This window comes from Corynebacterium sp. KPL1818, assembly GCF_000478135.1.
Taxonomy (GTDB): domain Bacteria; phylum Actinomycetota; class Actinomycetes; order Mycobacteriales; family Mycobacteriaceae; genus Corynebacterium; species Corynebacterium accolens.
In genome coordinates this window covers 599,825-618,610 of sequence record NZ_KI515759.1, presented here as the reverse complement: position 1 = coordinate 618,610, position 18,786 = coordinate 599,825, and the positions used below count along the sequence as shown (strand labels likewise).

General features: G+C 57.8%; 17 protein-coding genes and 1 pseudogene. 7 read left to right on the top strand and 11 right to left on the bottom strand.

From position 1 onward, the window contains the following. Positions 1-96: 96 nt before the first annotated feature. Positions 97-1,923 (bottom strand): aspartate--tRNA ligase, encoded by a 1,827-nt coding sequence (gene aspS / locus HMPREF1261_RS08655; RefSeq protein ID WP_023030669.1) that lies wholly within the window; start codon positions 1,921-1,923, stop codon positions 97-99. A 240-nt stretch (positions 1,924-2,163) separates the two neighbouring features. Here aspS and HMPREF1261_RS08650 point away from each other — a divergent pair, with 240 nt between their 5' ends. The 4 genes from HMPREF1261_RS08650 (at position 2,164) to HMPREF1261_RS08635 (ending at position 6,513) form a co-directional block, all read left to right on the top strand. Beyond that, positions 2,164-3,045, top strand: coding sequence for a neutral zinc metallopeptidase (locus HMPREF1261_RS08650; RefSeq protein WP_023030668.1), 882 nt, complete (start codon positions 2,164-2,166; stop codon positions 3,043-3,045). Positions 3,046-3,150: 105 nt separating this feature from the next. Then, positions 3,151-4,263, top strand: a complete 1,113-nt coding sequence (locus HMPREF1261_RS08645; protein WP_023030667.1) for an LLM class flavin-dependent oxidoreductase — start codon at positions 3,151-3,153, stop codon at positions 4,261-4,263. A 3-nt stretch (positions 4,264-4,266) separates the two neighbouring features. Further along, on the top strand, positions 4,267-4,935 hold the full coding sequence (locus HMPREF1261_RS08640) for an FMN reductase (RefSeq protein ID WP_005279023.1): 669 nt from the start codon (positions 4,267-4,269) through the stop codon (positions 4,933-4,935). Positions 4,936-5,103: 168 nt separating this feature from the next. After that, positions 5,104-6,513, top strand: coding sequence for an L-serine ammonia-lyase (locus HMPREF1261_RS08635; protein ID WP_023030666.1), 1,410 nt, complete (start codon positions 5,104-5,106; stop codon positions 6,511-6,513). Between the two features lie 64 nt (positions 6,514-6,577). On the opposite strand, the gene hisS is transcribed toward HMPREF1261_RS08635, so the two are convergent. The 3 genes from hisS to tpx all read right to left on the bottom strand — a co-directional run bounded on the left by hisS (position 6,578) and on the right by tpx (position 9,166). Further along, entirely contained in the window at positions 6,578-7,861 is a 1,284-nt protein-coding gene (hisS, locus tag HMPREF1261_RS08630) for a histidine--tRNA ligase (protein WP_023030665.1), read from the bottom strand. A gap of 5 nt (positions 7,862-7,866) precedes the next feature. Continuing rightward, the gene (locus HMPREF1261_RS08625) at positions 7,867-8,502 is read right to left on the bottom strand and encodes an MBL fold metallo-hydrolase (RefSeq protein ID WP_023030664.1); all 636 of its coding nucleotides are present in this window, start codon (positions 8,500-8,502) and stop codon (positions 7,867-7,869) included. Between the two features lie 166 nt (positions 8,503-8,668). After that, positions 8,669-9,166 carry a thiol peroxidase gene (gene tpx / locus HMPREF1261_RS08620; RefSeq protein ID WP_005279015.1) on the bottom strand — a complete coding sequence of 166 codons (498 nt, stop codon included), beginning with the start codon at positions 9,164-9,166 and terminating at the stop codon, positions 8,669-8,671. Positions 9,167-9,322: 156 nt separating this feature from the next. Between tpx and HMPREF1261_RS08615 the strand changes: the two genes are divergently transcribed. After that, a complete protein-coding gene (locus HMPREF1261_RS08615; RefSeq protein WP_023030663.1) occupies positions 9,323-10,204 on the top strand; it encodes a peptidylprolyl isomerase in 882 nt (293 codons plus the stop codon). Positions 10,205-10,445: 241 nt separating this feature from the next. Continuing rightward, positions 10,446-10,805 (top strand): annotated as a pseudogene (locus HMPREF1261_RS08610) (superoxide dismutase); the annotation flags it as partial. 182 nt (positions 10,806-10,987) lie between these two features. Here HMPREF1261_RS08610 and HMPREF1261_RS08605 read toward each other — a convergent pair. The 4 genes from HMPREF1261_RS08605 to HMPREF1261_RS13275 form a co-directional block, all read right to left on the bottom strand. Next, positions 10,988-11,320: a hypothetical protein gene (locus HMPREF1261_RS08605; RefSeq protein ID WP_023030661.1), complete on the bottom strand. Its 333-nt coding sequence runs from the start codon at positions 11,318-11,320 to the stop codon at positions 10,988-10,990. Positions 11,321-11,386: 66 nt separating this feature from the next. Then, positions 11,387-11,602 (bottom strand): integrase core domain-containing protein, encoded by a 216-nt coding sequence (locus HMPREF1261_RS13285; RefSeq protein WP_084538536.1) that lies wholly within the window; start codon positions 11,600-11,602, stop codon positions 11,387-11,389. Next, positions 11,571-12,230: an IS3 family transposase gene (locus HMPREF1261_RS13280; protein ID WP_023030660.1), complete on the bottom strand. Its 660-nt coding sequence runs from the start codon at positions 12,228-12,230 to the stop codon at positions 11,571-11,573. Before HMPREF1261_RS13280 ends, HMPREF1261_RS13285 begins: the two co-directional genes overlap by 32 nt. A 152-nt stretch (positions 12,231-12,382) precedes the next feature. Continuing rightward, entirely contained in the window at positions 12,383-12,547 is a 165-nt protein-coding gene (locus HMPREF1261_RS13275; RefSeq protein ID WP_023030659.1) for a helix-turn-helix domain-containing protein, read from the bottom strand. A gap of 455 nt (positions 12,548-13,002) precedes the next feature. Here HMPREF1261_RS13275 and HMPREF1261_RS08590 point away from each other — a divergent pair, with 455 nt between their 5' ends. Continuing rightward, positions 13,003-13,359, top strand: a complete 357-nt coding sequence (locus HMPREF1261_RS08590) for a hypothetical protein (protein WP_023030658.1) — start codon at positions 13,003-13,005, stop codon at positions 13,357-13,359. Positions 13,360-13,495: 136 nt separating this feature from the next. Here the strand turns inward: HMPREF1261_RS08590 and HMPREF1261_RS08585 are convergent, their stop codons facing one another. The 3 genes from HMPREF1261_RS08585 to HMPREF1261_RS08575 form a co-directional block, all read right to left on the bottom strand. Continuing rightward, positions 13,496-13,993, bottom strand: coding sequence for a DUF421 domain-containing protein (locus HMPREF1261_RS08585; protein ID WP_023030657.1), 498 nt, complete (start codon positions 13,991-13,993; stop codon positions 13,496-13,498). Positions 13,994-14,178: 185 nt separating this feature from the next. Further along, positions 14,179-16,263 carry a bifunctional UDP-sugar hydrolase/5'-nucleotidase gene (locus tag HMPREF1261_RS08580; RefSeq protein ID WP_023030656.1) on the bottom strand — a complete coding sequence of 695 codons (2,085 nt, stop codon included), beginning with the start codon at positions 16,261-16,263 and terminating at the stop codon, positions 14,179-14,181. Positions 16,264-16,456: 193 nt separating this feature from the next. Continuing rightward, positions 16,457-18,751, bottom strand: a complete 2,295-nt coding sequence (locus tag HMPREF1261_RS08575; RefSeq protein WP_034658193.1) for a bifunctional (p)ppGpp synthetase/guanosine-3',5'-bis(diphosphate) 3'-pyrophosphohydrolase — start codon at positions 18,749-18,751, stop codon at positions 16,457-16,459. Between the last annotated feature and the right edge of the window lie 35 nt (positions 18,752-18,786).

Sequence of the window (18,786 nt, the reverse complement as noted above, 5' to 3'; positions counted from 1 at the left end):
AGCGGGGGCTACACCCTCGCCGCACAAGTGTCCGCTGCGGCGAGGGCGCGCGCCCCGCTTACCCTAAAAATGGTGTCGTGATAGCGAGCCTAAGAGCTAGTTCTCCTGCTCTGATTTCGCGGCCTTAGCCTCTTCGCCGTTCTTTTTCTTCTCCGGCTTGAAGTCCACGCCGGTCTCCTTGCGCTGTGCGGCGGGGATGGGCGCGGGGGCATCGGTAAGCGGATCCACGCCGCCACCGGACTTCGGGAAGGCAATCACGTCGCGGATGGAGTCAAAGCCGCCCAAGAGGGACACGATGCGGTCCCAGCCAAAGGCGATGCCGCCGTGTGGCGGTGCGCCGTAGGAGAAGGCGTCGAGCAAGAAGCCGAACTTCTCTTGTGCTTCCTCATCGCCGATGCCCATGACCTCAAAGACGCGCTTTTGCACATCTTCTTGGTGAATACGGATGGAACCGCCGCCGATCTCGTTGCCGTTGCAAACGATGTCGTAGGCATAGGCCGTGGCCTCGCCCGGGTTCTCGTCGAAGGAATCGATCCACTCCGGCTTCGGCGAGGTAAAGGCGTGGTGCACCGCGGTCCACTTGGAGTGGCCCAAGGCCACGTCGCCGGACGCGGTGGCATCGGCAGAAGGCTCGAAGAGCGGGGCGTCAACGACCCAGGTAAAGGCCCAGTCGCCTTCCTTGATGAGGTCGAGCTTCTTGGCAATTTCGCCGCGGGCCGCACCCAGCAGCGCGCGGGAAGACTTAGTATCGCCGGCGGCAAAGAAGATGGCGTCACCGGGCTTTGCGCCAACGTGCTCGGCGATGCCCTCGCGCTCCGCGTCGGTGATGTTCTTGGCCACAGGCCCGCCCAGGGTGCCGTCTTCTGCGACGGTGATGTAGGCAAGGCCCTTGGCGCCGCGCTGCTTGGCCCAGTCCTGCCATGCATCGAACTGGCGGCGCGGCTGCGAAGCACCGCCGTCCATGACTACGGCACCGACGTATTCGTTCTGGAAGACCCGGAAGGTGGTGTCCTTGAAGAACTCCGTGCACTCGACAATCTTGATGTCAAAGCGCAGGTCCGGCTTATCGGAGCCGTAGTACTTCATGGCATCGGCATAGGTCATGCGCGGGATTGGGGTCTGAATGTCGTAGCCGATGAGCTTCCACAGCTCCTTGACAATCTCTTCACCAAGCGCAATGACATCGTCTTGATCCACGAAGGACATCTCCACGTCCAACTGGGTAAATTCCGGCTGACGGTCGGCGCGGAAGTCCTCATCGCGGTAGCAGCGCGCGATCTGGTAGTAGCGCTCCATGCCGGCCACCATCAGCAGCTGCTTGAATAGCTGCGGCGACTGCGGCAGCGCGTACCAAGAACCCGGCTTCAGGCGGGCAGGGACCAAAAAGTCGCGCGCGCCCTCTGGGGTGGAGCGGGTCAAGGTAGGGGTTTCGATTTCGGCGAAATCGTGCTTATCCAGCACGTTACGGGCCGCGCGGTTGGCAGCGGAGCGCAGGCGCAGGGCCTTTGCTTGGCGCTCGCGGCGCAGATCCAAGTAGCGGTACTTCAGGCGGGTCTCCTCGCCTACCTCGCCAGAGGCGGAAGGATCATCTACCTGGAAGGGCAGCGCTGCGGATTTGTTGAGCACCTCCAGGTCGGTGACGTTGACCTCGATATCTCCGGAAGGCAGGTTCGGGTTTTCGGAGCCTTCTGGGCGCGGCTCCACCACGCCGGTTACCTTGACGCAGTATTCCGAACGCAGGTCGTGGGCGCGCTCTGCCACATCGGATTCGCGGAAGACCACCTGGGCGATGCCGGAACGATCGCGCAGGTCGATGAAGATGACGCCGCCGTGGTCACGGCGACGAGAGACCCAACCGGTTAGGGTTACGGTCTCTTCTGCCAGTTCTTTGCGGAGCTCACCGGCCAAATGGGTACGCAGCACTATAATTCAATCCCTTCTGAAATGGAGTTACTTGCGGGTCCAGCCACGCGTAAACAGCGCGCGCCCAACCAAGCACAAGACTAGGAACTTGGCCAATTCTACATCCCACCGCCACTTTCGCCCCTATTAAGCCCACTTAAGCCACCGCGCAGGCACGCGGCCCCGGCACCGCTAACCCTGCCGGAAATAAATGGGCTGCTGCGCACTGCCGCGGCCGACAAGGTGTGGCACTATCTAGACATGACCTTTAAATCTGGTGCCGATTTCGATGGCCAGCGCGCAACCTCCGGCGGTGGCGGCGGCCTCGCTATAGGCGGCGGCATCGGCTCCGTCGTGCTCGTCGGGCTCTACCTCTTATTAGGAGGAAACCCCTCCGATATTGGTGCCCTGTTGGGCAATGAACAGTCCCAATCCGGCACCCACACCGGTGCCGATGATTCCGCCTTCGATCACTGCCAAACGGCAGAAGACGGCAATAAATACGATGACTGCCGGGTCATGTTTACCGCCATGAGCGTGGATAATGTCTGGACCGCCGAGCTACCCGAGCAAGCCGGCATCGAATACGCCAACCCTGGCCGGGTGATTTTTAATAGCTCCACCAATTCCGGCTGCGGCACTGCGTCTTCAGCCACGGGGCCGTTTTATTGCCCCGCCGACCAATCGGCGTATTTTGACACCACGTTTTTCAATTCGCTGAGCAACTACGGCGCGCACAATGCCCCGTTCGCGCAGATGTACATCGTTGCCCACGAGTTTGGTCACCACATTCAGCAGCTCGAGGGCACGCTGCAGCTATCTGACTATAACGACCCCGGCGCGGATTCCAATGCGGTAAAGATCGAGCTCCAGGCAGATTGCTACGCCGGTATTTGGGCTTCCCACGCGGATAAGGGCGAGGATGCTCTGCTGGAGCCGATTTCCCAACAGCAGGTGGCTGACGCAGTCACCGCGGCGCAGGCTGTGGGTGACGATAATATTCAGCGCCGTTCCACTGGACAGGTCCAACCCGATGCGTGGACGCACGGTTCTTCCGAGCAACGCCAGCGAGCTTTCCTTGCTGGTTATAATTCCGGCCGGATGGCTGAGTGCGACACCTTGGGGCGCGGGGTCTACAGCTAACTCCCGGCCCCCTCTTTACCCCGCTGGAAATAATCTCCCTGCCCGTATTGTTGACATGTCACGTACAATGATTACAGGTACGCAGCAAGGGCAGAAAGGGACACCATGCAATTTGGCATTTTCACGGTCGGAGATGTGACCACCGATCCAACGACGGGCGAAACCCCATCAGAGGCGGAGCGAATCCGCAATATTACGGAAATCGCGCTCAAGGCAGAAGAAGTGGGCCTCGATGTCTTCGCCACAGGCGAGCACCACAACCCGCCCTTCGTTCCGTCCTCCCCGACGACCCACCTAGCCTATATCGCAGCGCAGACCGAGCGCTTGCAGCTTTCTACCTCCACGACGCTGATTACCACCAATGACCCGGTAAAGATCGCCGAAGATTACGTCTTTTTGCAACACCTTTCCGGCGGCCGGGTGGATCTGATGATGGGGCGCGGCAATACCGGCCCCGTCTACCCGTGGTTTGGCAAAGATATCCGCCAAGGCATCCCGTTGGCCGTGGAAAATTACCACTTGCTGCGCCGCCTGTGGCGGGAAAACAGCGTCAACTGGGAGGGCAAATTCCGCACCCCGTTGCAGGCGTTTACCTCTACCCCGGCGCCCCTCGATGGCATCCCGCCGTTTGTATGGCACGGCTCCATTCGTTCTACCCAGATTGCAGAACAAGCGGCCTATTACGGCGACGGGTTCTTTCACAATAATATCTTCTGGAATCAAGAACACACGGCCAAGATGGTCAACATGTACCGGCGTCGCTTTGCTTCCTATGGCCACGGCCAAGCAGACCAAGCCATCGTGGGGCTCGGCGGCCAGGTATTCATCGGCGATACTGAAGAGGAGGCCAAGAGGTTCTTCCGCCCGTACTTCGATAACGCCCCCGTGTACGGGCACGGGCCTAGCCTGGAGGAATTTACTGACTACACCCCGCTGACCGTGGGTACCGCAGAGCAGGTTATTGAGCGCACCCTGAAATTTGCGGACTACGTGGGCGATTACCAACGCCAGCTCTTCCTCATCGATCACGCCGGGCTGCCACAAGAAGTGGTGCTCAAGCAGATAGAAATTCTTGGCACACAAGTAGTACCGGAGCTTCGTCGGCGCTTTGAGCAGCGACGACCAGAGCATGTACCCTCGGACCCACCAACGCATGCCACGCTCAAGCAGCACCCAGATTCCCCGCACTTTCGCGTAAGCCCTGGAAAGGAGGACTAAGCAATGCGCTCTTTAGTTGTCCTCACGGCCGGGCTCTCGGAGCCATCATCTACCCGGCAATTGGCTGAGACCATTGCAGAAGCCACCGAGGCGAAGATTTCCGCGCGCGGTGAAGGCGTAAACACCCACATTATTGAGGTGCGCACCCTTGCTTCTGAATTGGCCACAGCCATGACCAATTGGGCGGCTCCAACGCCCCAACTGGATGAAGCAAAAGAGTTGCTTTCCACGGCCGATGGCTTTATTGCCGTCACCCCTGCCTTCCAAGGCAGCTACTCCGGGCTGTTCAAGATGTTTTTTGATGTTCTGGATGCCCACGCCTTGGAGGAGCTGCCCACCATCGTGGCAGCTACGGGCGGTTCACCGCGCCACGCGCTCATCTTGGACTATGCGCTGCGCCCCCTGTTGAATTACCTGCACGCCCACGTCGTTCCGACCGGCATTTTCCAGGCAACCGAGGATCTGGGCACCGCCGAGGGCGCGCGCATTCGCAGCCGTATCGAGCGCGCCGCAACGCAGCTTGCGGATCAGATGATTCGCCCCACGGATCGGGTCGCCGGGCTTGCCGATGCCCCCAAACCCAGTCCCCATTCCCGCCCTACCGGAATCGGAGTGGACGAAGAGTTTCTGCCTTTCGAGGAAATTTTGTCCCAATACGACGGAAAGCGCTAGCGCCGCAATACCTATCGCATATTCTAAAATTGATACATGTCACATATTTCTCTACGCTTGAATTTTAGAATGTTCGACCCGAATCCCCGCGCCAGAGAAAATCTCTTTTTCATGCTCTTGGACCGATAACTCTCTTGCTACCAAGAAAGGTTTCTTAAGGCTTTCACCATGACTATTAGCGTTACTGACATTTTCGCCATCGGCATTGGTCCATCCTCCTCTCACACGGTTGGGCCGATGCGCGCCGCGAAGCAATTTCTAGAATCCCTCGATACCCATCCCGCCCGCGTCTCGGCGGAACTGCGCGGTTCGCTGTCCGCCACTGGGCGCGGCCACGCCTCCGACCGCGCCGTCATCCTTGGACTCGCCGGCTGGGAGCCGCTGACCGTTCCCATCGATGCCGAGCCGCAAGCCGGCGGCACAATCCCCGGCGAAGGCACCATCTCTGGCCCGTCTGGCACCGTCGACTACGAAATCACCTTTGATAACGAGCCACTACCCCAGCACCCCAATGGCATGATCTTTAAGGCCTGGGACGCAGAGGGCAATATCCTGGCTGAAGACGAACAGTACTTCTCTGTCGGCGGTGGCTTCATCCTCTCCCGCAAAGAGCTCGACGCAGAGATGGCCGATAGCCACGAAGTACCCGCCGGCGTTGCCGCAGCAACCGTAGAAGATACCGTGCCCTATGAATTCACCACCGGCGAAGAACTACTCAATCTGTGCGAGGCCAACGACAAAGATATTTGGGAAATCGTCCTTGCCAATGAGGAAGTGCTTCACAAAGAGGACGGCGGCGCGGATTATGTCCTGCGCCACTTGGATCTTGTATGGGACATCATGCGCGAATGCGTGACCGATGGCATTTCCACCAAGGGCCTGCTGCCCGGTGGCCTCCGCGTGCCGCGGCGCGCCCCCAAGATGTATGCGCAGCTGCTTGAGCAGAAAAATGACCCACACTCTGGCTTTTCCGCCATGGAATGGGTCAATCTCTTCGCCTTAGCGGTCAACGAGCAAAACGCCGCGGGCGGCCGCGTTATCACCGCGCCCACCAACGGCGCCTGCGGAATCATCCCCGCGGTCTTGCACTATGCACGCGATTTCCACGGTGGCTTCTGCCGCGAATCAGCACGCCGCTACCTGCTCACCGCCGGCGCCATCGGCATGATCATCAAACAGAATGCCTCCATTTCCGGCGCCGAGGTGGGCTGCCAGGGCGAGGTCGGCTCCGCCTCGTCCATGTCCGCTGCGGGAATGGCGGCACTCCTCGGTGCTACCCCAGCCCAGGTGGAAAATGCGGCAGAGATCGCCCTTGAGCACAACCTCGGCCTCACCTGCGATCCGGTCGGCGGCCTCGTGCAAATCCCGTGTATTGAGCGCAATGCCATTGGCGCGGTGAAATCCATTAACGCCGCCCGCATGGCGATGATGGGTGAAGGCACCCACCACGTCACCCTCGATAACGCCGTGCAAACCATGGCGGATACGGGTCGCGATATGCACTCCAAGTACAAGGAGACTTCCCTCGGCGGCTTGGCCAAGACGATGGGCTTTAGCGTTTCCCAGGTGGAGTGCTAATCAGCTGAACACATACAAAAAGGAGGCACCGAATTTACTCGGTGCTTCCTTTTTGATCCTGCGCTTAGCCTTCTAGATCCCGTGCCAGAATGGCAACCAGCTGCGATAGCTCTACGTCGCGCTGCTCGTGGGCGGCCAAGTCCTTCACGGCAACGGTGCCGTTTTCTAGTTCTTGATCTCCCAAGACCAAAGCAAAGCGCGCGCCCGCGCGGTCGGCACCCTTCATCGCGCCCTTAAGGCCGCGATCACCAAAGGACATGTCCGCTGCGATTCCCGCCTTCCGCAGGTCGTTGATGATGCCGGTCATGCGGCGCTTGGCCGCAGCGCCCAAGGCAATGCCGTAGACATCCACGCGGGAGTCACTGCCTTCTAAGGTGATGCCCTCCGTCTCGAGGGCGAGGATGGCGCGGTCAACGCCTAAGCCATAGCCGATGCCCGAAAGATCCTGTCCGCCCAGCTGCGCCATCAACCCGTCGTAGCGGCCACCGCCGCCAATGCCGGATTGGGCACCCAGGCCATCGTGGACGAATTCAAAGCAGGTCTTGGTGTAGTAGTCCAAGCCGCGCACCATGCGCGGGTTAATTTCGTAGGCAACGCCCATATCATCCAGCATGCCCGTCACGGTCTCAAAGTGCTCGCGGCACTCGGCGTTGAGGTAGTCGAGCATCAAGGGGGCATCGGCAAGCTGCTCCTGCATCTCCGGGCGCTTATCATCCAAGACGCGCAAAGGATTAATCTCCGCGCGGCGGCGGGTTTCCTCATCCAAGTCCAGCTTAAACAAGAATTCCTGCAGCTTTTCGCGGTAGGCGGGCCGGCAATTGCGGTCGCCCAAGCTGGTCAATTCCAAGCGGAACCCGGAAAGCCCCAGGGCCCTGTAGGAGCGATCCGCCAAGGCGATGACCTCAGCATCCAAAGCCGGATCGTCCACGCCGATGGCTTCCACACCGACCTGCTGAAGCTGGCGGTAGCGCCCTGCCTGCGGGCGCTCATAGCGGAAGAACGGGCCGCTGTAGTTCAGCTTTACCGGCAGCTGACCGCGGTCCAAATTGTGTTGAATGACTGAGCGCATCACACCCGCGGTTCCCTCTGGGCGCAGGGTCACGGAGCGCTCACCGCGATCTGCAAAGGTGTACATCTCCTTAGAGACCACGTCGGTAGATTCGCCCACGCCGCGGGCAAAGAGCGCGGTATCTTCAAAAATGGGCAATTCAATGTGCTGAAAGCCGGAAAGATGCGCCTGTTCCACCATGGTCTGGCGGACTTTATAAAAAGTCGCAGACTCTGGTGGGTAATAATCTGGCACACCCTTCGGTGCGGACAGTGCCTGGAACCGCTTCTCTTCACTCATGGTCACTAGACTACCCCATGGGATTTTCGCAGGAACGGGTTGGTCGCCCTCTCCTGACGCATGGTTGAGCTTGGGCCGTGGCCGGGAAGAATGTCCAGCTTATCGTCTAAATCCCACACCGGGCCCGCCAGTGAATCCAACATGGCCTGCGGATTAGAATCCGGCAGATCGACCCGCCCCATTCCCCCGGCAAAAAGCACGTCCCCGGTAAGGGCAAATGTATCCGAAACGATCAGTACGCACCCCGGCGAATGCCCAGGGGCGTGCTGGAGGCTAAATGTGTGCCCGATAAGCTCTAGTTCCTCCCCACCGTGGAGTTCGCGGAGATCGGCAATGGGCAGCATACTCGAGGCATCGAATAGCTCCTGCGCCTGGTCGGAGACACCCTCCCCGGAATCCAACATGAACCTATCTGCCGGATGAATATAAACGGGGATATCGAGCTCCTGTGCCAATTCACCGGCCTCGCGGGTGTGGTCGATGTGGCCGTGTGTGAGCACAATGGCTTCATAGTCATAGTCGTGCGCTAGGACCTGCGACATGGAATCCATGCCCGGATCCACGATGAAGGCGCGCTTTCCCTCCGCCACGATATAGGTATTCGTGCGAAATGGTCCCGCGGTAAATCCTTGAATATCCATGATTTAAGTCTAACGAGGCTCGTCCCCATCGCGCCCCTGAACGCAGTGGCCTCTGGATTCAAGCCACATAACCATGCAAAAAGCACCCAGCCTTAGCGCCCACACCCACGGTGGGCTATGGGGAAAGACTGGGTGCTGGATTTAATGATCCTGCCGGCTTAAAGCCTTATTGCAGGGCGGCAAGAGCCTTCTCGTAATCCGGCTCGGTGGTTACCTCTGGCACCAACTCGTTGTAGATGACCTTGTGGTCAGCGTCGGTGACCACAACGGAGCGCGCCAACAGGCCCTTAAGCGGGGAACCCTGCAGGGTCACGCCGAACTTCTCGCCAAAATCGGAGCGGAAATCGGACGCGGTTTCTACGTTCTCAATACCCTCTGCGGCGCAGAAACGATCCAGCGCGAAGGGCAGGTCGCGGGAGACAGACAAGACAACGGTGTTGTCCAAGCCCGCAGCCTTTTCATTAAAGGTGCGCAGCTGCTGCTGGCACACGCCCGTATCGATGGAAGGGAAAATCGAGATAACGAGGCGCTTGCCCTCGAAATCCTTATTGGTGACCTCAGAAAGGTCGGTGCCAACAAGGGTGAACTCTGGGATGGACTCCCCTACTGCGGGAAGTTCACCAGCGGTTTGGGTAGGTTCGTCAGAAAATTTAACTTCAGCCATGGCCCCGAGCGTACTGATACTTTTGCTTCGCCGCTATAGCTCACCGGTTTTTGCTTAAGCCAATCCCCGAGCCAAGTCAGCCCCGTGTCCGCAAAGCCGCTAAAATCGTCCAAGTTGAGACACGTCACCGATAATCGCTAGAAAGGTTGTCCCACGGTGCCAGATAATAAAAAGCGCGGAGAAGACGCGCTGCACAAGCTCGATCGTGAGCTAAAGTCCCGTGACCGCAAGCAAAAGACTCGTCCTTTTGGTGTCGCCGCAGCCTCGCTCGTCGTCATCCTTGGCATCGCCGGAGGAATCTACTTCCTGTCCACCCGCGATGGCTCTGAGGGCGACATCCAGGCAGAAGATACCTCTGAGGCACAGACCACGCAGGAAGCCCCCAAGGCTGAACCCTTGAGCGGCAAGCGCGCGGAAGCCCTGCCAGCCACCGTCCAGTGCAACTACGAGGACAATGGCCAGGATGGCCACGGCGCGAAGAAGCCCGACGGCAAGGATATTTCCACCGAGGGCACCGTCACCGTCTCCTTCGATACCACCCAGGGACCGATTGAGATGGACCTGGACCGCGCCGCTGCGCCGTGTACCACCCACGCCATTTCGGAACTGGCTGATTCTGGCTTCTACGATGACACCGTCTGCCACCGCATGACCTCTGGCGTCTTGAATGTGCTCCAGTGCGGCGATCCCACCGGTTCCGGTTCCGGCGGCCCAGGCTTCAAGTTTGCCGATGAATACCCCGCCGATGAAACCGATGCCAAGGACGCACAGAACCCCGTTGTCTACCCCCGCGGCTCCGTCGCCATGGCCAATAGCGGCCCAGATACCAACGGTTCCCAGTTCTTCCTTAACTACGATGACTCGGAGCTTGCCCCTAACTACACCTACTTCGGCACCATCTCCGAAGAAGGCCTGAAGACCCTAGACAAGATTGCCGAGGCCGGCGTAGACACCGGCGATCAAGGCGGTCACCCAGGCCAAGAAGACGGCAAGCCTGCTGAAGAGGTCAAGATCAAAAAGGCTACGGTAAAGGCTTAGTCTGTGGCATCGGCGCTTGCCGATGCCCATTACGTTGTTAGCAGTTCTGCTTCAAGGAGCCCAGAATTCGTAACTCTGCCCCCATGCCGGGGCAGGTTATGTTTGTCTGCGTTCCTTTTGCTTTTCTTTTGAGGAGCAGTGGAACTAGTCGCTGGCTTCGGTATGGCTTATTTTCGTCCCTGTCTGACAATGATCCGGGGGTGATGCCGCCGAAGGCAGTGACATACTCCAAACTGCTAATAGGAACCTGAGCCCTAACGGTGGCGGCGAGCCAACCGGTGAGCTCGCGGAGGCTATCGACCGCGACTTCGGTTCCTTCGAGAAGTTCAAGGCGCACTTCTCCGCAGCAGCACACGGCCTGCAGGGTTCCGGCTGGGCCGTGCTGGGTTACGACCACATTGCTGGCCGCCTGCTCGTTGAGCAGCTGACCGACCAGCAGGGCAACACCTCCGTGAACTTCACCCCACTGCTGATGCTGGATATGTGGGAGCACGCTTTCTACCTGCAATACAAGAACGTCAAGCCTGATTACGTCAAGGCCGTCTGGAACGTCTTCAACTGGGACGACGTTGCAGAGCGTTTCGCAGCAGCGAAGAAGTAAACCTTCCGCCGCACCATCATCGCTGCGGCTTACATGAACGCCGTGCCCACACACTTTACGTGCCGGACACGGCCATTTTCATGGCGTTTTTATCTCGCGGGGCACCGTTTTGGCTTAGCGAGTTCTCCCGGAAACCATAAGAAGAATAAATCCCAGCCAAAGTAATCCGGTGGCTGCAGTTATTACCCATAAAAGCTCACTAAACAGCGGTTCCCAAAACCACCGGCACGAAACAGCTGAGTGATAACGGCAGCAACTGCAATAACAATTCCGGCGGTAATTATCCACGCGCCGATTTTTCCTATCGTGGATGTAGAATACCGCGCTCGCCTATGGCTCCAGAGCGAAATATTTATCCCGATAAGCACAACCGCGATAGCGGTGGCCAGAAGAAATAATGCACCAACAAGAAACGGAAAGCCGTCATTCGAGGCAGCAATAATGCTAATAAATACATAGAGCGTGAGGGCCATGAGGACCGAAAAAATTGTGAAGCTTTCCAGGGGTTTCAGCATGTACATTCCACTCCCTAATTGTTGAGCCGGGCCTACCCCCCGGAAAGTGGACACGTCGGGGGTTAGCTATGCTGCTTTAGTCAGTGTAGCTGAAGTCTCGGCTTCAAAGACATCCGGCGCTACAAGATTGCACCAGGAGTGCCGCCGGCGCGTGTTGTAGCGCATGCACCACCGGAAGACTTCCTGACGACAGGAGATCGGATTGTCAAAGACTTTCCGATCACGCAAGACTTCCCGCTTTAAGGTGGCGTTAAACGATTCTGCTAGGGCTTCTATCGGCACTCGTTCCTACCGCTCCCATGGACTGGCGCACACCCAACGACGAGCAATAGTTCCTAAAGGCTTGTGAGGTGTACACGCTGCCGTGATCGGAATGGAATATAGCCCCGTCAAGACTGCCACGTACACCGTGTGCGTGAGCTAGGGCATCGACGACCAGTGAGCCTCGCATGTTGTCTGCGAGCGCATAACCTGCAAGTTTGCGTGAATGAAGTGTCAATGACTGTAGCCAAATACATGTTTTCCCTCCCTTGCACGGCAGGTAGGTAATGTCGCCGACATAGACGCGGTTCGGCTCGGTGGCTGTGAATTTACGGCCTAGCAAATCCGGCATGACACGGTGGCCAGGCTTACGCCTGACAGTGATGCATCGGCGACGTTTGGTAAAGCCTTTAAGCCCCATGGCTTTCATAATTCGTGCGACTTTCTTGTGATTGACCGTGGTATACGCCGTGTCCTCGTTCAGGCTTGCAACGATGCGTTTAGCACCATAAAGCCCGTGCTCATCATCGAAGATGGTTGTAATTCTCGCACCGATAACGGCATCAGAATACATCTTTAACCTGCGAGTTTTACGGGTTTGGAGCCACTTATAAAACGAGGAACGATTCAGCTTTAACACATAGCACATCCGCTTGACCGAGTACTCGGTTCGGTGGTCATAGCCACACTGGAAGCAGAACTCCCGTGAGTTTCTTTAAGCAAAATATTTAGCGGCCTTGCGCAGGATGTCACGTTCTTCGCGCAGCTTCGCGTTTTCTTTTTCTAACTGGCGGATCCGTCTCACGAATCATTCGCCGCTTGGGCTTTATCCTGCATGGCTTTTATGCCGGCACGTTTGCCGGTGCCGTACTTCTTGATCCAAGAATGCAGCGAGGCACGATTGATGCCGAGCTCGGCTGATGCTGAGTTCAGTGAGAGGTCCTCATTGTTTTCGTAGAGGGCCACGGCATCGCGCTTGAACTGTTCTCAGTACCTGGACATGGTGGTAGATTACCTTTCTTCCCAGCTCGACTGGGCTGGATATCAGGTGTCCACCAAATGGGGGTCAGGTCCAAACTATATAGGAAGACCCCCTACTGCCTCCCGCCTCCTTCACTTACTAACCCCATTTAGGGGTTAGTGGGAACTCCCCAGCGTGGAGCACGGATCATTTCGGTGCTCAACGTTGGGGATTTTTCAGCTCCATTTCTCCGCTCAATATAACCCTCTACCTGCGCTTAAGGATCTAATATCTCCCCGAGCCATTCACACCATTAACATTAAGCGTCAACTACCACACTGCCCGATGCGTTTTGACAATCTTTTTTAATAAAAGTTTGCACGATCTGTTGCAGACCGTAATACGGCTGTCTAATATCTAAGGAGTCTTTGAACACCACAAGCTCGTTAGGAAGCAAGATATGAAGCTTATCTCCCGCAAGGCTCTCGTCGCCGGCGCAACCGCCCTGTCCGTCACCTTCGCTGGCACCGCCGTGGCCACCGCTGCTGAGGAAACACCGGTCGTTTCCCAGAACCCGCAGGGTTCCTCTGCAAGCACCACTGGCAAGCTTGTTCAGAACAACGATTCTAACGCCGGCAAGAACAACGGCAAGGAAGGCAAGAAGGACTTCTCCTTGAAGGAGGCAAATCCTGACGACATTAAGGCATGGATCGGTGTCTTCACCGCTGCTATCGGCGCCTTGGGTACTCTCTTCGCTTTCGCTGACAAGTACCTCGATATCGAGGGCTTCCTGAAGAACTTCAAGCTTCCTTTCTAAGCTTTCACGCTTCTTAAGCGCTTTTAACCGCTGTGCTCGGAATACGAGCACAGCGGTTTCGCATATTCTGGGGCAGCTAGAGCACTATCCAGATGGACCTTCACACCGGTACTTAGCCACCCTTGCTCAGAACCCTTTAAGACTCCTTTGCCCGCTTAATGTAGCCAGAGCCAACGAGGTCATTGAAAATCTCGGGGTCAATTTCTTGGCCATTCTTAATCACGGAGATGTGGCCGGTAGGTTCTAAAACCATGACCTGGACGTCTTCCATGCGGCCGAGGCCAGACTTGCGCACAGCGGAATATACGTCCGAACGAGTGATGTGGGAAACGGTGAGATTATCGTCAATCATCTCGCCCTGAAAGACGATGAGAACGGGCCGGCGATCTAAAAACCGCGTCCACTTCACCACCTTACGGATGGTACCGAACGCAGCTTCCAAGGCCATAAGGGTTGTCAGGCCAATAACGCCCGCCGCCAATGTGGGTGGTACGCCGATGATCACACGCCCGGCGACGGCACCGAACATAATAATGATGATCGCGTCAGAGGCCGTCATGGAGGTCAATACGCGGGAGCCAAACAGCTTCACCAAGACCATGAAGGCAAGATAGATGCCTAAGGTAGACAACATGACCACAGGAACTCGATGCAGCTCGATTCCTAGTTGAAAAGTAGCCTCGCGTAAAAACCGTTCAAAGATATCCACGGCATTTGAGATTACTAGGCGATAAGAGAATGCACAGAAAAATAAGCGCTTTTCCTCGCGGTAAAGGAGGAAAAGCGCTCAGTGTGAATGTGCAGGAATTAGATTCCTATTTAGATGTGAAAGGTCTTGCGCAGATCATCAAAGATGGCCCGCAGGGGTGCCGGAAGCACCTGAGGGTTAAGGCCAATGAAAGCGATTCCTGCCGCGAGCGCCGCGATGATGGCCAGGGCTGCACCGCCAATAGACGAGCCTTGCGGGAGCTTCGGGGAGTCTTCGTCTTCTGAACCATCCTCTTGGGAGCCGGCCTCGTCACTGCCGGCTTCACCCACCTCCACGGGCAGGATTGCCTGCGTGCCGGCATCGGTGGTGATTTCCAGGTTCTGAGAGCCGGTCAGGTCCTCTGGAACGGTCAGCTTTACCTGCGCGCGGCCGCGCTCGCCATATTGGTCATCGCCTTCTTGCTTGGCATTATCGATATCGGCGGTTGCTTCCGCGTTACCCAGCTTCACCGTGACGGTCTTGGCCATGGGCTCGCCCTCGCTGGTGTAATTCAAGCTGGACAGATCGACGGTGATTTCTTTGCCCGGGGCAATGTCGCCATCGATGTGGGCGCCATTCTGGCCCTGTCCCTTGCGGACTTCGGACTCGCCGGACGCGATGTAATCGATCATGGCTTGGGCGTCCATGTATCCCACATCGTTCTTGTCCTTGATGGAGCCTGCCTCAAAATAGCCATCGCCGCCTTTTTCGCTGTCGCTGGACGCGAGGAAGGAAGAAAGCGCGATGGAATAGTCTTTGTTCGGGTCAAGGGGCTCGCCGTTGATGGTGACGGACTTGACGCGCTCACCCTGGGCTGCCTTGTAGTCATAGACCACCTGCACGTTATTGGACAACCCCATGGCTAGACGCGGCCGGCTACTGCCCTCTTGCCACTGGTTTTCCAGTGCGGTGATGAAGTCCTTGCCGGAGACCTTCGCGGTAATAACGGAGTTACCAAATGGCTGGACCTCAAAGATGTCCTTGTAGGTGACGTCGCCACCGTGCAAATCGGCGCGAACGCCGCCGGCGTTCATGACGCCGAGGTCAATGTCCTCGCCCACCTGCTTGCTCATGGCATAACGCTGCCCTTCCGCGATGAAGTTATTCAGGGTGGACTCGACACCGCGATTGGAACCTGGCTTTTGCCCCTCATCGGAGCCGCGGAACAAGTCGGTTTCGACTGTGCCAGCGGTCTTCGAGCCTTCTACCTCGGCCTCATCCTGTGCCTTCTTAACGATGCCCGCAATCTCAGCATCCGGCTCTACCTGCGCGGCAGCAGTCGCATCGTACTGCTTGAGCTCAATGCTTTTTACCTTGCGGGCGGCCTTGTCGTAGGTAATATCGGCATCGTTAAGCAGCTTGCCGTACTCGTAGCCTTGCGCCCACTGCAGTGGCAGCGCGCCCTCGCGCTCAACCGTGCCCTGGGTGGTCTGGTGGGTATCGCCACCAAAGAGGATATCGACGTCCTTATTAAAGCCCTGTGCGTATTCCTCCGCATCCTCGTGGAAGAGGGAAACCACGACATCCGCCTCGCCGCTTTCCTTCAAACGGGTGGCTTCCTTGTTCGTTGCCTCAACGGGATCGGTAAAGGTAACGCCCGGAATCTTTGCCGCAGATACCTTGAATTTGGTGTTTTGGGTGACGGTGCCGACGTAGCCGACCTTCACGCCGTCGATTTCTTCCACATGAGAGGCATCCAAGAGCGGCTTGCCGTCTTTTAATACATTGGCGCCGAGGATGGGATAGTCAGAAGCTGGCTGGATACGGTCCGTTAGGTCCTCGGTGCCCTTGTCGAATTCGTGGTTGCCCACCGCGGTGACCTTCATCCCCATCGCGTTGAGGGCCTCTAAGGTGTACTTGTCATCCGAGATGGCCGAGACGAATGCAGAACCGCCCACGTTATCGCCCGAAGAGGTGAGGTTGAACTCCTGGCCTTCGTTGACCTGCTTGATAAGCGATTGCAGGCGAGCCACGCCAATCTCATCGCCCGCCTTAGCAGGGTCGCTCAGGCCATCTTCCAAGTGGCCGTGCAGGTCAGTGATATTGGTGACCGAGATGGTAATCGTATCCTCCTGCGCTAGGGCGTGTGTGCCAGAGAGCGCGACGGCGGTGACGGTGGTAGCGGCCACCAACTGGCCAATGCGGCGGAACTGCATAATTACTCCTGTGTCGTCGAAAGCATTCAGACAATATATACCGCTTTCTTAACCAACCCGCAGGAAGCACAACCACCGTGAGCTGGGCTTTTACCTTTCCTCCGCCAAGAGTTCACGCAATCGTCACGTGCGCGTCGCCCGCGCTTTGCTCTATCAAGCAACCGCACAGGGAGGTAGCCGCGCGGGAAGGCGGTTAGGCAGTCACGCGGTAGACGTCAAAGACGCCCTCGGTATTGCGCAACGTCGTCATCAACGAGCCCAGCTGTTTGGTATCCGATACGGAGAAGGTAAAACGCATCGTGGCAATTTGGTCCTCGCCGCGGTTCGAATTCATAGTCAACACATTGATGTTCTGATCGCTTAATACCCGCGTTAGCTCAGACAGCAGGCCCTGGCGGTCCAACGCCTCAAGCTGCAGCGTGGCGGAAAAGGCGCCGGTAGAAGAGGTGCCAGAGGACCACTCCACCTTCAGCATGCGCTCCGGCTCAGATTTGAGCTTTTCCGCGTTGGCGCAGTCCGCGCGGTGTACGGATACTCCCCCGCCACGGGTGACAAAGCCAAAAATGGCGTCCCCAGGCACCGGCTGGCAGCACTTCGCAAGCTTAGCCATGACATCGGGGCTTCCCTCCACCAAGATGCCCGTGCCGGAGGCGGAGTCCTTAGTATGCTGCGCGCGGGACTGCTCGAGCTCCGAGAGTGGGGTGCGGGAAGCAAGGGCATCTACGGCATCATCGCGGTCGCCGAACATGGCCACCAATTGGTTGGCCACGTGCTGTGCGGAGACGTGGCCTGCGCCGATGGCCGTGTACAGGGCATCGACATCGGAATAGTGCAGCTGTTCTGCGACCTGCTTCATGGAGCTGGCGGTAAACAGACGGTGCATCGGCAAGCCGCCGCGCTGCACCTCAGAGGCCAAGGCATCGCGCCCGGCTTCGAGGTGCTCCTCGCGCCTTTCCTTGGCAAACCACTGGCGCACCTTCGCCTTGGCCCGCGGTGAGACCAAGAATTCCTGCCAATCGCGCGAGGGGCCGGCGTTGGGATCCTTGGAAGTAAAGATTTCTACCTTGTCGCCGGATTTCAGCGGCGATTCTAGCGCCACCAATTTGCCGTTAACCTTGGCGCCAATGCAGCGGTGGCCAACCTCCGTATGCACGGCGTAGGCAAAATCCACCGGGGTGGAACCCGCCGGCAAATCCACCACATCGCCCTTTGGGGTAAAGGCGAAGATCTGGCGCGCCGTCAGGTCATAGCGCAATGAATCGAGGAACTCATTGGGGTCTGCCGCTTCCTTCTGCCAATCCAGCAGCTGACGCATCCAAGCCATCTGGTCCACCTCTTCTTGGTGCCCAGAATTCTTGCCCTTCGTTTCCTTATAGCGCCAGTGCGCGGCGACGCCGAATTCGGCGTTGTAGTGCATCTCGTGCGTGCGGACCTGTACCTCCAGTGTTGCTCCGCCGTCTGCTAGCACCGTGGTGTGCAGAGACTGGTAGACGCCGAAGCGCGGGGAGGAAATATAATCCTTAAAACGCCCAGGCAAGGCCTGGTAAATGGAGTGCACGACGCCAATGGCGGCGTAACAGCTATTGATGTCATCCACCAGTACGCGGATGCCCACAAGGTCAAAGATCTCCGCGAACTCGCGGCCGCGCACGACCATCTTTTGATAGATGGACCAGTAGTGCTTCGGCCGGCCCATCACCTCAGCCTCGATGCCGTTTTCCTTTAAGGCGGCACCTACTTGGTTGATGATTTCCTTCAAGGCGCGATCGCGCGAGGGCGCGCGCTCTGCCACCATGCGCACGATTTCGTCGTACTTTTTGGGATAGAGGATGGCAAAAGACAGATCCTCTAACTCCCATTTCACGCTGGCCATGCCCAACCGGTGGGCCAAGGGGGCGATGACCTCTAGTGTTTGGCGCGCCTTCTTTGCTTGCTTTTCCGGCGGCAAAAAGCGCATGGTGCGCATATTGTGCAGACGGTCGCTGACCTTAATGACCAGCACGCGCGGATCGTTGGCCATGGCGACGATCATCTTCCGGATGGTCTCGGCTTCCGCCGCAGCCCCCAGGGCCACCTTGTCCAGCTTCGTCACGCCATCAACAAGCCGGGCCACTTCGGGCCCGAAGTCGCGGGTCAGATCCTCCAGCGTGTAATCGGTATCCTCCACCGTATCGTGCAAGAGTGCTGCAACGATGGTGGTGGTATCCATGCCGATTTCCGCGGCGATCGTAGCCACGGCTAGCGGGTGGGTAATATACGGCTCGCCCGACTTACGGAATACTCCCTCATGCAGCCTTTCTGCGGTGTTATAGGCAGCGTTGAGTAATTCCGCATCCGCTTTGGGGTGGAATTTCCGGTGAATGGACATGAGGGGATCGAGCACCGGGTTAATCTTGACCCGCCCGCCGGTCAGTGACCGGGCAAGGCGGGCAGACATGCTCCGCATCCCGTTATTAGCCTGGCGTTTTGCTGACTTATCAGTGGCCATCTCTACCGCCCTTCACAATGCCACAGCCTATAGTG